The organism is Bradyrhizobium sp. UFLA03-84 (assembly GCF_002289535.1).
Classification (GTDB): domain Bacteria; phylum Pseudomonadota; class Alphaproteobacteria; order Rhizobiales; family Xanthobacteraceae; genus Bradyrhizobium; species Bradyrhizobium viridifuturi.
The window spans coordinates 474431-488499 of the sequence record NZ_NSJY01000013.1; the positions used below are offsets into that span (position 1 = coordinate 474431).

At 60.4% G+C, this 14069-nt stretch carries 10 protein-coding genes, 5 pseudogenes and 1 riboswitch; of the genes and pseudogenes, 11 read left to right on the forward strand and 4 right to left on the reverse strand.

Annotated features, from left to right (window positions below):
* The first annotated feature begins 338 nt into the window (after window positions 1-338).
* Complete coding sequence (locus CK489_RS16340; protein ID WP_095733664.1) at window positions 339-1670, forward strand: tyrosine-type recombinase/integrase; 1332 nt, start codon at window positions 339-341, stop codon at window positions 1668-1670.
* On the opposite strand, the gene CK489_RS16345 is transcribed toward CK489_RS16340, so the two are convergent.
* The gene (locus tag CK489_RS16345) at window positions 1615-1983 is read right to left on the reverse strand and encodes a hypothetical protein (RefSeq protein WP_094194385.1); all 369 of its coding nucleotides are present in this window, start codon (window positions 1981-1983) and stop codon (window positions 1615-1617) included. The two genes, CK489_RS16340 and CK489_RS16345, sit on opposite strands and share 56 nt — an antisense overlap.
* Before the next feature lie 170 nt (window positions 1984-2153).
* Window positions 2154-2447, reverse strand: a complete 294-nt coding sequence (locus tag CK489_RS41750) for a hypothetical protein (protein WP_162240546.1) — start codon at window positions 2445-2447, stop codon at window positions 2154-2156.
* On the opposite strand from CK489_RS41750, the pseudogene CK489_RS16355 reads away from it, so the two are divergent.
* The 3 genes and pseudogenes from CK489_RS16355 to CK489_RS16365 all read left to right on the forward strand — a co-directional run.
* Window positions 2437-3372 (forward strand): annotated as a pseudogene (locus tag CK489_RS16355) (type IV secretory system conjugative DNA transfer family protein); the annotation flags it as partial. The gene CK489_RS41750 and the pseudogene CK489_RS16355 overlap by 11 nt on opposite strands.
* A gap of 6 nt (window positions 3373-3378) precedes the next feature.
* The gene (locus CK489_RS16360) at window positions 3379-3810 is read left to right on the forward strand and encodes a CopG family transcriptional regulator (RefSeq protein ID WP_095732978.1); all 432 of its coding nucleotides are present in this window, start codon (window positions 3379-3381) and stop codon (window positions 3808-3810) included.
* Window positions 3811-4564: 754 nt separating this feature from the next.
* A pseudogene (locus CK489_RS16365) lies at window positions 4565-5516 on the forward strand (class I SAM-dependent methyltransferase).
* Between the two features lie 195 nt (window positions 5517-5711).
* On the opposite strand, the pseudogene CK489_RS16370 reads toward CK489_RS16365, so the two are convergent.
* Window positions 5712-6408 (reverse strand): annotated as a pseudogene (locus CK489_RS16370) (IS6 family transposase).
* Between the two features lie 169 nt (window positions 6409-6577).
* A riboswitch (cobalamin riboswitch) is annotated at window positions 6578-6789 on the forward strand.
* 209 nt (window positions 6790-6998) lie between these two features.
* Here CK489_RS16370 and CK489_RS16375 point away from each other — a divergent pair.
* Window positions 6999-8825, forward strand: coding sequence for a ribonucleoside-diphosphate reductase subunit alpha (locus tag CK489_RS16375; protein ID WP_245350394.1), 1827 nt, complete (start codon window positions 6999-7001; stop codon window positions 8823-8825).
* Window positions 8816-9865 (forward strand): annotated as a pseudogene (locus tag CK489_RS16380) (ribonucleotide-diphosphate reductase subunit beta); the annotation flags it as partial. The gene CK489_RS16375 and the pseudogene CK489_RS16380, both read left to right, overlap by 10 nt.
* A gap of 12 nt (window positions 9866-9877) precedes the next feature.
* On the opposite strand, the pseudogene CK489_RS42285 reads toward CK489_RS16380, so the two are convergent.
* Window positions 9878-10600: pseudogene (locus tag CK489_RS42285) on the reverse strand (IS5 family transposase); the annotation flags it as partial.
* A gap of 105 nt (window positions 10601-10705) precedes the next feature.
* Between CK489_RS42285 and CK489_RS16390 the strand changes: the two are divergent.
* The 5 genes from CK489_RS16390 (at window position 10706) to CK489_RS16415 (ending at window position 13826) form a co-directional block, all read left to right on the forward strand.
* The gene (locus CK489_RS16390) at window positions 10706-10963 is read left to right on the forward strand and encodes a hypothetical protein (protein WP_050631783.1); all 258 of its coding nucleotides are present in this window, start codon (window positions 10706-10708) and stop codon (window positions 10961-10963) included.
* 462 nt (window positions 10964-11425) lie between these two features.
* Entirely contained in the window at window positions 11426-11713 is a 288-nt protein-coding gene (locus tag CK489_RS16395) for a hypothetical protein (protein WP_095732981.1), read from the forward strand.
* Between the two features lie 88 nt (window positions 11714-11801).
* The gene (locus CK489_RS40835; protein ID WP_143278171.1) at window positions 11802-12008 is read left to right on the forward strand and encodes a hypothetical protein; all 207 of its coding nucleotides are present in this window, start codon (window positions 11802-11804) and stop codon (window positions 12006-12008) included.
* Window positions 12009-12022: 14 nt separating this feature from the next.
* Complete coding sequence (locus CK489_RS16400) at window positions 12023-12397, forward strand: hypothetical protein (protein WP_050631785.1); 375 nt, start codon at window positions 12023-12025, stop codon at window positions 12395-12397.
* 1168 nt (window positions 12398-13565) lie between these two features.
* Window positions 13566-13826 carry a hypothetical protein gene (locus CK489_RS16415; RefSeq protein ID WP_050631787.1) on the forward strand — a complete coding sequence of 87 codons (261 nt, stop codon included), beginning with the start codon at window positions 13566-13568 and terminating at the stop codon, window positions 13824-13826.
* Window positions 13827-14069: the final 243 nt, after the last annotated feature.

Sequence of the window (14069 nt, forward strand, 5' to 3'; positions counted from 1 at the left end):
CCGTGTGAACCACAATCTGTGGATCCGACCCGACCACGCCCGGCCACAGTTTTGTCTGAATAATTCATTTTATTGCAGTGGCTTGTGGTTTGTCTGACCACAGTTAGCCATAAGCGACCATACTGCATTTTGTGTGCCCCTGTTGTGCCCACCACAGATTTTCCCGTGGGGCACACAATTCGCGGAAGGGTCTATGCCTCGTTTGTTCTCGAAGGCGCCGTCCTTCCATGCTCGTGTGCCCCGGGGCGGAAAAGCAAAGAAAAAGCAATGCTGCTTTCCCGCCACTTGAACGATCCGGGCGCCCGCGGGGGCACACCGTGACGAGGAGCGTAGGGATCATGCCGGAGCCGAGCAACCAACTGACACTGACCGACGCGGTGATCCGTAGCGCCACGATGCCACCCGGCAAGGCGCAGCATTATCTCCACGACGATAAGCTGCCCGGCCTCGCGCTGCGCATGCGCGCTACCGGCGGCCGGACCTGGGTTTTCCTCTTCACCAAGCCGGGAGTGAGGGGCACCCAGCGCAAGACGCTCGGCCCATGGCCGAAGTATAATGAGAAGGTTGCGCGCAAGGCCGCCACTATTGCCGCTGGCGAGGTGTTCAAGGGCACGGACCCTAATGACGCGAAACGCGAGGCGAGGCGGCAACAGGCGGCCGAAAAGCAGCGTACCACGCTGGCGGACCTCATTGTCGAAGATGGTCCCTACCAGACGTCGTTAACCGGACGACAGGTCGTCAACTGGAAGCCAGCCTTGTCGGCGTTGCGGCGCGGGCTCAAAGAGCACACTGAGAGCGGTGTGGGGGACCTTACTCGGCGGCAAATCATGGCAGCGGTCGAGAAGGTTACCAAGACCGGTAAGCGTGGCGCGGCCAAGGACCTGCGTAAGCACACCCACACGTTCCTCGAATGGTGCGTCAGCGAGGGCTATGTCGACCACAATGTGCTCGCAGGCTATCGCGAGCCCAAGGAAACCCGCGCGCAGAGGGTGGGACGCCGAACGAAGGGCCGTGCACTCACCGATGAAGAAATCGTCAAGGTTTGGCATGCGTCCGGTAAGCTCGGTACCTTTGGGCTCCTGACGAGGATGTGCCTACTCGGCGGCCCGCGCCGGAGCGAGCCAACTATGATCGAGTGGAAAAAGCACATCATGGATGACCGCATCACCTTCGATGCGGCCTGGACCAAGATGGGTTTGCACCACGATGTGCCCCGCACTCACCTTGTTGATGAGGTGCTCGCGGGCGCGAGGCATTTCCAGCGCGCGACGTCCGACTATGTCTTCCCCTCGCCAAAGACCGGCGGCCAGATGTCGGGCTTCACCAAGATGGTCGACCGTTTGGTTAAAGAAGCGGGTGTCGCCAGGTTCACCATGCATGACTTAAGGCGCAGTCTGCGTACCATCATGTCACGTTGCGGTTACGACAACGAAATCCAGCGGCTTTGCGTGGGACAAAAGCCAGGCGGCATCGATCAGGTCTACAATCACGACGAACAGTGGATCATCCGAAAAATGGCATTCGAAGCGGCTCATGATTACATCGCGGAATTGGTCGGCGCGATCAGAGTCGGCAAGGTCGTGCGCTTACAGCGGACGAATCCGCTTGACCCGATCAAGGCAGAACTGCTCGGCCGTCTCCGCGAGCACTATGCGGCTGGGACGGATTAGTGGCCTTATCGCCTCTGGCCAAATAGTCGCGCACCGCATCAACCCGATAGAGCGGGCGGCCGTCGACGTAGCGCCATTTCAGCGGGTGGTTCGGATCGCGCCGCCACTGCTCCAATGCCCCGGGTGTGCGCCGAATGACAGCTGCCGTCTCCAATACCGTCAGATTAGAGCTGCCTGGCAGTGTATCGATATCGAACGTCGCGGGGGGCGGCATGCCACGACTCTTGCGGCGGCGCTTTGCGGCACGCGTTGTCTTGCTGGAATCTTGCGACTCAATTGCCTCGATCCGGTTCTGGTCGTCGTTGCCGTTCATGCGCTCCGGACCAATGATCGGTCTGACGCAATAAGATTGTAGGCTGATCCAGCAAGAAAGAAATCAAGTCCGCAGGCATGGGTGGCTGTGGCGTACAAATAGGACGAACCGGTTCAATTGGCCTGGGAAGTGCTCTGGGGCGGAAATCGCTTTCATTGCGACCTGCAGCCTCATAACCTGAAGGTCATAGGTTCAAATCCTATCCCCGCAACCAACGATTCTTGCGAAAGCAAGGCACCCAAAACCCCGGCCTCCGAAAGGACGTCGGGGTTTTTCTTGTTCGCGGCAAAGCGCAGGATCGCGGCCAGGTCGCCTCGCAGCACGATGGCCAGCTCTTCCGCATCGGGCACGAGCGTCACCTGATCGACCAGCGTGCGGAAGACCTCAGCCGCCTCCGCCTTGCCGTCCTCGCTCTGTAAGCTCTCATAGAGCGTGGCAATCCGCTGGCGGTAGATCGCCGACATCGTTGGCGCAGAGCGTGCGACCACGCTTTACCTCGTGGCGCCGCCATCGGACATCAACCGCACCAAGCCTCTGATCCGGTTGATCCTCAATCAGATCGGCCGCCGCCTGACCGAGGATCTTAAGGCCAAGGCAGGCCGGCGCCGGCTCCTCCTGATGCTCGACGAATTCCCCGCGCTCGGCCGGCTCGACTTCTTTGAGTCGGCGCTCGCCTTCATGGCAGGTTACGGCATCAAGAGCTTCCTGATCGCCCAGTCGCTGAACCAGATCGAGAAGGCCTATGGGCCGAACAATTCGATCCTCGACAACTGTCACGTGCGGGTCAGCTTCGCGACCAATGACGAACGGACGGCGAAGCGGGTGTCTGACGCGTTGGGGATGGCGACTGAGATGAAGGCGATGAAGAACTATGCCGGCAGCCGGCTGGCACCTTGGCTCGGACATCTCATGGTATCGCGGTCGGAGACCGCCCGGCCGCTGTTGACGCCCGGCGAGATGATGCAGCTTCCGCCCTCGGACGAGATCGTCATGATGTCCGGCCTGCATCCGATCCGCGCGAGGAAGGCACGCTATTACGAGGACACTCGTTTCCAGGAGCGCATTTTGGCGCCGCCGATGCCGACCAAGCCCAACGACGCGCGGCCTGACGATTGGAGTTTACGGCCACTTCCGCCGTGCCCCATGCCCCCTCCGGCCTCAGCCAGCGACGAGACTGACGTAGAGGATCCGAAGATCGCCGATCGTCGGCGGCAGCATGAACTGGGTCACGACACTGTGGAGGAGACGGAACCGCTCGACAACGAGTTCGCGGCCGATCTTGCCGACGAGTTCGACGAAGATGCTCCGCGGATCAGGCGCATGAACGACGTGATGCAGGGCGTCGCGCGCCAGGCATCACTCGATCCCGGCGACGATCTCGGATTGTGAGGCATCATGGCAGCGCCGAAGAAGAAAGCTCAGATGTCGGTCTACCTCGACCCGGAGGTCATGAAGACGCTGTCGGTCTATGCCGCCCGGCGTGAGCAGCCGATGTCGCTCATCGCCGAAGCCGCGATCGCATCCTTCCTGTCGCCGGACGCAGACGAGCGGCGCGAGGCCGCTATTGCCAAGCGACTCGATCAGGTCGATCGCCGCATCGCGCGGCTCGAACGCGACATGGGGATCTCGGTCGAGACCTTGGCGTTGTTCGTCCGCTTCTGGCTGACGACGACACCACCACTCCCCGAGCCTGCTGCAAAGGCGGCGAGGGCGCAGGCGGCCGCGCGCTACGACAATTTCGTCGCGGCGCTCGGGCGACGGCTCAGTCAAGGTCCAAAGCTGCAGCAGGAGATACTGGAGGATAATCAGGAGCGCGAGCCGACGTGAGGGGCAGCTCGCCTAATAGGCCGATGATCGCTAGCCGCGTAGGCGAAAATCCACCGCGGTGGCGATTCAAGACCGTGCATCGCAAGCAGTTCCAGCGCGAGAACCGGTAGTGCGCAGCCGTCTCAACGCATACGGATGCATCCTTTTCGATAGACTTCCGCTCAATCGCCTAGAGGCTTGTTCACATGTCGTAATCGCCGCTGACGGCTCCTCGAAGACACGAAATTCGGTAGGATCGAGCCCAGCAGATTGAGGAAAGGGAGCAACTCCATGCTGGTTTGGAATCTCTATGGAAGACACCGGCATTTGCGTTTTGAGCCAGAGCGGCGCTGCCGCATTCGAAGGTTGCGTGTCCACCAATCCGGAGGCTATCGCTCAACTCTTGCGGCGTCATGCCGGCAGTCCGCGCCTGGCGCGCGCCGGGTCCCCTCAACCCCACGCGCGCATCTTGGATGGCTTCGCAAGCTGTCGCGTCCGAGGGCGGGAGCTAGCCGTTCGCGCTCAATTTGTGGTCATTACAATTGCTGCCATTCGACATTCAAGAAGCCCTCAACGCCACAACTCAAATGCCGAAGAATCTCGTGTCTGCTTTTGGAGCCACTTCATCTACTCGTGTTCTGCAATAAAGAGTTTGTCCTCTGTTTCACGAAGCGAGCCTGAAAAAGCGCGCTATGGGGTTTATGCCTCGGCCAATCTCTGCGATAAGGCATCGAGTACTTGAAGGCAACAGCCGTCGAGTGGCTTGCAAAACGAAATGGGAGACATTGGTTTGCGAACAGATTTTTCGCCTATCAATCGGTCTAAAGCTATCTTCGATGATATTTATGCTTTGGATGATCCGAGGGCATATTTCTCTGTCCTGGGAGACTTGGATTATATGATCCCGGACGTAGCTGAGCCGGTTGTGCGCCAAATTCTGACAGCGAAAGCTTCGGCAACCGGCCTTAAGCCGGTCGTGCTTGATGTTGGCTGTTCATACGGCATCAACGCAGCGGTGCATCGGTTTCCACTGACCTTTGGGGGCTTGCGTCACCGCTACGCCCGGCGCGAGATGAGGGCGATCAGTTCTGAGACCCTGGTGCATCTCGATCGAAATTTTTATGCAGCTTGGCCTGATGTCGGTTCGGCGCGGTTTATCGGCCTCGATATGTCGGCACCGGCGATCAGCTATGCAACGGATGTTGGTCTCCTGGAGCAGGGCATTGTCGCTGACCTTGAAAAGGAGGCGCTATCGACGGACAGCGCGCGCATTATCCGCTCCACGGATGTTATCATGTCTACGGGTTGCATCGGCTATGTTACCGAGAAAACGTTCAGCAAAATTCTCGATGCGACAGATGAGCGTCTATGGATCATCTCCTTCGTCCTACGAATGTTCCCATTTGATTCCTTGGCCGCGACGTTCGCGAGGCGTGGCCTTGTGACAGAACGTCTTGCGGGCGCGACGTTTATCCAGCGTCGCTTCCGCGATGCTGACGAGTTTGAAAGTTGTTTGGCCAGCTTGGCGGCTCTTGGCGTCGATGCTACTGGTCTTGAATCAGAAGGGCTGTTTCACGCCGATCTGATCTTGTCACGCCCTGAGGCGGATGCGCGCCACGCCTCTGGAAGAAATTGTCACCGTCGCCAGCGGCAGGGGGCGGCCGATCGGGCCCCATTACGTTTATGTTGAGGGCAGCAAGGGCTTGCAGGTCGCGCTGGAGCCGTGACAGGTTCGCGTTCCGAAGATAGCCGTGGGTGTGATCCAGGGATCTGTGCACCTAAGTGGATCACCCTAGCTCCCTGAACGGTTACGTTCGGTCCGGTCGGCAGGCTAGAGAGAAGCCGTGCTCATGACAGCATTGCCGATTTCGAATCCACCTGTTTCCGTGCCGTATGTCGAGATCGAGGCTGGCATCGTCAACTTAATCGACCGCTGAGCCGAAGAAGGGGATTCTCAGAGGGTCGAGATTCGGCGATAGCGCTTGTCGTGGAGATCTCGCGCCAAGTCGTAAAGGCTCGCTCGCGAGAAAGCACGACGGAAGTCGGCAGCGACGGCTCCGGGGTAGGGGATGTTGAAAAGCTTCGCGACCTGATCGTGAACTGACAGAAACCGTTGAGCTTGGCGGGACGATTTGAAACGCTTCATGACCCGCTCGCGTCGCCGCGTCGGCCTGATGAGAATTCTCGGCCCGATTGTTGGGAGCTTTGTGCTGACGATGTTCGACGTGAAAGCCCAGGTTCCCCCTCGCAGCGCCGTACGAACGGAGCTTGTCCGTGATCATCACGCGCGGCGGCGTACCGGCGGATTTCAAGAGCTTCTTCACGAGCTGCTGCGCGGCGTGCGAGTCCCTTCAGCGCTGGATCACGACGTCGAGATGAAGCCATTCTAGTCGACAGCGCGCCGGAGCCAATGTTGTTCGCCCGCGAGCGAGATAACGATTTCGTCCAGATGCCATTAGTCGCCGCGAGCGGGAGCGCGCTGGCGGATCCGATCGGAGAACGCTTTGCCGAATTTCCTTCCCCAGTGGCCCACGGTTTCATAGGTCACGCCAATGCCACACACCGCCAGCATTTCCTCGACCATGCGCAAGCTAATACGACCAAACGGCATAGCCTGATTGCTTCCGGCGGGAAGCAATGACGGCGAAAAAGAGCGGTCCCGGACGGTTGGCATGCCGGTTGTCTACTGCCTCGGCGGCTCCAATTCGTTAACTTGACGGTGCCCTTTTGCCTTCTGAATCTTGATCTCCCTCAGCACAAGGCTTGACGAACCTCGGCGAGTCGCGCCTATATGTAGACATGTCACGGTCTTCCATTCCCACATCTCGTGCGATGGAAGCTAAGAGGGAACCCGGTGCGCCGACAATGGCTATTCCGAGGCTGCCCCCGCAACTGTAAGCGACGAGCGGTTGTCATCATGGTCACTGGCGACAGCGCCGGGAAGGCCGACAGCCGCAGCGACACGCGAGCCAGGAGACCTGCCGCGACAGAACGAACGTCCTCGGGCGGGGTGCCCCGGTGGGTCGCTTGCAGCCGGGGACATTTTCCCGGTCTCCTTGCAAGTCGTCCGCGCGGCCCCAGCCCCAAACATCGCAGGGTTGCCGATGTCGCCGTCTTACGATTTCGATCAGCATGGTCATCTCGTTGACCCGCCGAGTGTGCGGGCGCGGCCAGCGCAGGCAACGCCTACCGCGCCTGAACTGTGTCTTGTGCCGACGCCATCGCCGGCTCCGCTACCGTGGCCCCTCGCGCCATCGCCAAAGCCGTCCGACCTTACGCTCGATCGGTCGCGCGACGACCTGCTGACGTCGTTTGGCAAGCTGACGCTGACAGACCGTTATCTGCTCGCCGGCGAAAGCCTCCAGGACATGTTCGCGCGGGTGTCTTGCGCCTTCGCGGACGATGTTGCGCATGCCCAACGTCTCTATGATGCGATGTCTCGACTGTGGTTCATGCCGGCCACACCGGTGCTTTCCAACGGCGGCACCACGCGCGGCCTGCCGATCTCGTGCTTCCTTAACTCGGTGTCGGACTCGCTCGAAGGCATCGTCGGCACTTGGAACGAGAACGTCTGGCTTGCCTCCTACGGCGGCGGCATCGGCACCTACTGGGGCAATGTTCGCTCGATCGGCGAGAAGGTGAAGGGCGGCGTTACCTCGGGCATCATCCCGTTCATCCACGTCATGGACGGCCTGACGCTGGCGATCAGCCAGGGCTCGTTGCGGCGCGGCTCGGCGGCCGTCTATCTCGATATCCACCATCCCGAGATCGAGGAGTTCCTCGAGATCCGCAAGGCGTCTGGCGACTTCAACCGCAAGAGCCTTAACCTCCATCACGGCATCAACGTCACCGACGAGTTCATGCGTGCCGTAGGCGCCGGCACCGCGTTCGCTCTGCGCAGCCCGAAGACTAACGAGGTCATCCGCGAGACCGACGCCCGCCAGCTGTGGCAACGCATCCTTGAGAACCGGCTGCAGACCGGCGAGCCTTATCTCTTGTTCATCGACACCGTGAACCGCGCGCTCCCCAAGCACCAGCGCGAGCTCGGCCTCAAGGTCTCGACCTCCAACCTATGCAGCGAAATTACCCTGCCGACCGGTGTCGATCATCGGGACGAGGAGCGCACCGCGGTGTGCTGCCTGTCGTCGCTCAACCTCGAGACCTGGGACCAGTGGAATGAGGAGCCCGGCTTCATCGAGGACGTCATGCGCTTCCTCGACAACGTGCTCACCCACTTCATCACGGTGGCACCAGGCGGGATGAAGCGTGCCCGCTACGCCGCCCTGCGCGCGCGCTCCGTCGGCCTCGGCGTCATGGGCTTCCACTCGTTTCTCCAGGCCAAGGGCATTCCGATGGAGAGTGTCTTGGCCAAGTCGTTCAATCTGAACATGTTCCGAAAAATCCGTCGCGATGCCGACGCGGCATCCGTGGCGCTCGCTCGCGAGCGTGGCCCGTGCCCGGATGCCCTGGAACGCGGCGTGATGGCGCGCTTCAGCCACAAGATCGCGATCGCTCCGACCGCCTCGATCAGCATCATCTGCGGCGGCACCAGCGCCTGCATCGAGCCGATCCCGGCCAACATCTACACCCACAAGACATTGTCGGGCGCCATCTCGGTGCGTAATCCGCATCTCGCCAAGGTGCTGACCGCCAAGGGCGCCGATACCTCGGCGACCTGGCAGTCGATCATCGCGCACGAGGGGTCGGTCGCCCATCTCGACATCCTGTCGGAGCACGAGAAAGCGATCTTTCGCACCGCCTTCGAGATCGATCAGCGCTGGATCGTCGAGCTTGCCGCCGACCGTGCCGCGTTCATCTGCCAGAGCCAGTCGATCAACCTCTATTTGCCGGCCGACGTCGATAAGTGGGACCTCCACATGCTGCACTGGACGGCATGGGAGCGTGGGGTGAAGAGCCTCTATTACTGCCGCTCAAAATCGATCTCGCGCGCGGCGTTCGCCGGCAAGATCGCCGACCGCGACGAGGCGCCACAGCCGCAGCGTGCCGACTATGAGGAGTGCCTCGCATGTCAGTGATCGATCTCTCGTCCGTCGATCCGCGCACGCTGATCGGCAAGGGGCGGATCGGCCTGCTTGACTCGACCGGCAGCTATGACGTCGATCGCTACGCCTGGGCTTACGAGTTCTGGAAGCGCCAGCAGCAGACCCACTGGATGGGCGAGGAGGTGTCGCTCGGCGCCGACCTGAAAGACTGGGCGTCGGACCGCGTCACGGCCAACGAGCGCGCGCTGCTCACCCAGATCTTCCGTTTCTTCACTCAGTCGGACATCGAGGTCGGCGACAACTATCTCAAGCGCTACATCCCGATCTTCCAGCCACTCACCGTCCAGATGATGATGGCCGCCTTCACCAACATGGAGACGGTCCACATCGACGCCTATGCGCTTCTGCTCAAGACGCTCGGCATGCCAAAGACCGAGTTCGAGGCATTCCGCGGCTATGCGGAGATGCGCGCCAAGGCGGACTACATGCACGAGTTCGGCGTCCATACCGTGGCTGATGTCGCCCGCACCCTGGCGATGTTCGGCGCCTTCACCGAAGGCATGGCGTTGTTCGCGAGCTTCGCCATGCTGCTCAACTTCCCGCGTCATAACAAGATGAATGGCATGGGACAAATCGTAAGCTGGTCGGTGCGCGACGAGAGTCTCCACTGCGAGGGCATCATCAAGCTATTTCACGAATGGCACAGTGAAACCGGCGCGGTGACGCGCTCCGTCCGCGATGACATCGTCGACGTCGCAAAGACCATGGTGAAGCTGGAGGAGAACTTCGTCGATCTCGCCTTTGGCCTCGGCAAGATCGAGGGAATGCTGCCTGAGCAGATCCACGCCTACGTCCGCTATGTGGCCGACTGGCGACTTAGCCAGCTCCGGATTGCCCCGGTCTTCGGCTTCTTCGAGGCTAAGGAGGGCGGATTCACGCAGCTCAAGGCGCATCCGCTGCCGTGGCTCGTTGAGATTCTCAATGGCGTCGAGCACGCCAATTTCTTCGAGCAGCGCGCCACGGAGTACTCCAAGGCGGCGAGCCGCGGCAGCTGGGACGGCGAAGATGGGGTGTGGGCGGTTTTCGGCCGTAGCCGAGAAGAAGGTGTGAGCGCATCGGTCGTAGCGGGTGGCGTCGCCAATCTTTGAGTTTGGCGAATAGATTTTCGATCTTGTGACGGGAGCGATAGAGACCTTTGTCGTAGGCGAGCGGCTGCTTGCGGTTTCTGGTCGGCGGGATGCAGGCGTCCATGCCTTTGGCCTTCAGGGCGGCCCGGAACCAGTTGGAGTCGTAGCCGCGATCTGCGATCAACGCCGAGGCGGGGGGCAGGGCTTCGAGCATCAGGCGAGCGCCCTTGTGGTCGCTCATCTGGCCTTCCGAGAGCAGCATGACGAGCGGCGGCTTGCCAATGTCGTTGCAGACGACATGGAGCTTGGAATTCAACCCGCCTTTCGTGCGGCCGATGCAGCGGGAAAGAACCCCTTTTTTAGGAGGCTCGCAGCCGTTCGGTGCGCCTTCAGATGCGTGGAATCGATCATGATGCGCTCTGGCTTCGGTCCTTCCGCCGCCAGGGTGGCAAAGATCCGATCGAACACGCCGAGCCGGCTCCAGCGGATGAAGCGATTGTAGAGCGTCTTGTGCGGACCGTAGCCCTTCGGCGCGTCCTTCCACTGCAGACCGTTGCGAATGACATAGACGATGCCACTGACAACGCGGCGGTCGTCGACCCTCGGCACGCCATGCGCCAACGGAAAACTCGGCGATATGCGCGCTATCTGGCGCTCGCTGAGCAGAAACAAATCAGCCATCAAAGCCTCCGATCAGGAGACTTTGAATCACGCATCAATCAAAATTAGTCCGGAATTGCAGGGGGCTCGGTAGCTCATAGGCGATGCTTCCCGAGGCGCAGCAAGATGCGTGGTTGGTTGGTGACGGTCGCCATTAAGCAAGATGGCGACGAAGAGTACAGGCACATAACTTACGCGGTCGCGGTCGCTGACCCAAGCGAAGCCGTGCAACTGACTATCGAAGACAGCGGCGCCAATGCCGCAATGCTCAACTGTCCGATCGAACCTGGCATGTTGCAAAGTCCCGGCTTGGAGCCCGGCGAGCTGATCATGGTACACGATGACAAGGTCGATCCGATTCTCCCGCGTCCCCGGCGCCATTAGCCGCGCGTCTGCTTTCGCCCAAGCCGCGTCGGGTTAACGACATTCTGTCCGGAAGCGGTGCGAGTAGTTAGATAGTTGCGCGCCGTGATAGCTTACCGCGTCATCCGCTCCAGCCGTCTGGCACGCGGGTTGCTGAGCAAGGGATGGCTCTCGCGAGGGCCGAGCGTCGATGGGAAACTTCGTGCGGGCGGTCCGTCAGCAGCCCCCGCTCGCACGCTTTTTCCGTCGCGCCGGCCTCCGAGATTGCGCTCTGTCGATTACCGCGCTGTTTGTCTTCACTCCTGCATAGTGCCGTCTGGCATGCGAGTTGCTGAGGCTTAGCGGCTTGGCTGTTCTTCGCAAGCGCAGACAGACCAAGCTTGGCGTAGCAAACTGCACGCGGGTGGTTCCTCCAGAGGCCGCGTCTTTTTGTAGCCGCAGGCTGCATGGTCTTCGGCGACAAGGCGCTGCGGGGATCGTTCCATGACCCGTGAAGAGGCTTTGGAGAACGCGATAGCGTCGCTCAAAGAATGGTCCGAAGGGAAGGCGGAAACGAGCGTCGTACTTGCGCGATTGCGGATCTTATGGCGGCTAGGCAGCCACCAAAGCCGCCTTCAAGGCCGACGCTCTCTCCATAAGGAGTATGCTGCAATGGACAGGCTGAACTTTATTCCAGCTTTCGAGGCGGCGATCCGTTCCGCGGATCCCGAGAAGCTCGCCGCACTTCGGGAGACCATCCGCCAACGCGGAGGCATGACGAGTTCGCGCTGACGACCACAGAACTTATACGCAAACATCCACTCACGCTTCTTAGGTTGATCAAGATCATCTCCGAGGCTGCGCACGAGGAGCACCGCCCATGAGCATCAACGCGGCTCGACGGCATACCATTCTCATCGCCGACGCGGCGGTATCCGTCGTCAATGTGGCTTGCACAGCATGGCGGCTATATGTGCGGGCAAACAGAGCGACCGGAGACTTCGATCAAGAAAGGCGCGCGCAATGGCCTACCTCATCCGTCTTCGATGGCCTGATGCGCTCAGCGCAATTCCGCTGCGATGATTGAGGTGGTCCGTCGCCATGTCGCCGCTCATCGTTATAGTCGCTTCGACGCAACTGAGTGTTTTAGCCACGATCAACATCACTGCTCAGCCCTCACAAAACGTAGACGAGTGCCGGAATTTGGGTGAGGCAGCGATCAAAGCCGCGACTGTGAAGCCCGGCGTTTCCGCCTCCTATGTCTGCCACGACACTACCCTCCAGCAGGGATTATCCGGCGCGTTAGGCGTGGTTGCCTACCAGAAAGAGGATGGCGGAATAACGATCCTAGAGGGATACATGGCGACACTATCGGACTGCAAGGTTGCTGGAATGGTAGCGGCCGGCAGCAAAGTTGTTCCCGGCACAACGGCTTGGGCGTGGGCCTGCTACGATCTCGGCAGCTTTGGAGGGTGACGACAGCAGACTGCGGCGCGAAGGCCGCAATGCTCCGCTGCCCGATCGACGAGGGCAGTTGCAAAGACTTGGCCTAAAGCCCGGTGAGCTTCTGTTGTACACGACGACGAGATGAATTCGATCACCTCATGTCCTCGGCGTCATTAGCTCGTCTGCGCTCGTTCAAACCACGTCGGCTTGACGACATATCGTCCGGAAACGCGCGAGGAGTGCACTGGCGCACGCGTAAAAGCGCGCCGTTTTGCCCTCTCGTCTTTCTATTTCCATCTGGCACGCAGGTTGCTGAGCCAAGTGTGGCCTGGTTGCTCATTGATCGGAAACTCCTGAGGGCCAAGCTTCTCGACCGGAAACTTCGTGCGGACGATCCGTCAGCAGCCCCACCCGCTCGCTTTTCCGTACTCGGGGGTGCGTCGTCGGTGACCGAGAGATTGAGACGCATTCCCGACTGCACAGATGAGGGACGCGCAGATGACAAAGCATCGCCGCCGTTTCATGCAAACGGTCCCGCTAGAGCAGCGACTAGAGCAGGAAGCGAAGAGCCTCCGCGCGGAGGCAAAAGAGTTGCCGGCCGATGCCAAACGTGAAAAGGCCTTGCGGAAGGCTCGTGAGAACGAAGTAACGGCACATATGACAGAATGGCTGACATCGCCGAGACTTCGGCCGCCGACGTAGCTTGTCTACCGGCCAACCGTCGCACCGGCGGAAAGCGTCGTGATCAGCACGTGGCATCTGGCACGTGAATTGCCAGGAGACGTACGGGCTTGGCTGCTCATGCATTCGTGCTACCCCCATGCGAGCGTCAATCCTGCGCGGGTGGACCTCCCTCCACCCGCGCTTCTTTTCTATGGTGCCTTGCCTCGCGAGCCGAGAACGCAGCTGAGGAGAGAATGTCGTGAGGGGAAAGAAAACGGCCGACGAACTACGCGCAATCTTCATGAAGGAGATTGCCAAGCATCCGAGCTGGAGCCACATCAGGACCGTGGCAATCACCCGATCGTTTGCGACTGCTCCCAAATTCATAAGCTGGTATGCGGGATTTGTCTGCGAGGGCCGCGAGATGGTGCCAGCAGCCGCTTTCGTATTCGCGAAAGACCTTGCCAGACAATACGATCTCGACGGAGAGCCTTAGCTCTCGATACAGGCTAGGACTGACATGGCAGCAGGGTGGATGGTTTCGGTCGGCACCGTCAAAGACGGCAAGGTTAGTTATGTGACTTATGCCGTCGCAATGGCCGATCAGGCGGAAGCCGTGAAAGCTTCATTGGCCGCCAGTGCGGGAGAAGCAACGATCGTGAATTCCGAACTCCGCGAAGCCGATTTGAAAGGCCTTGGGCTAAAGGCTGGTGAGCTTGTGCCCATATACGATGACCGCAGTGATCCACTGATGTCGCGCACGTGGCGGCCTCTCCGGCCGCGCGGCACAAACTAGCGGGCAGCCGCCGGGATCAGCGTCACCTGCTCAGGACGTGCGGTGGCCCAGATCAGAAGCTCCCATAATGTCAGACTTCGCGCGTAGGGGCCGCCATACGGCTCGGCCGTGTGGCCCGCAAGCTCAAAGCTTGTTGGGTCGGTTTGTCGGACCTTCTCTAGGCATTGGTGCCCGTTCCGCTCGAAAACGTTCACGGCAATCATGTCTTCGCACCTCGATCGTTCGGATTATCCACTCTATCAT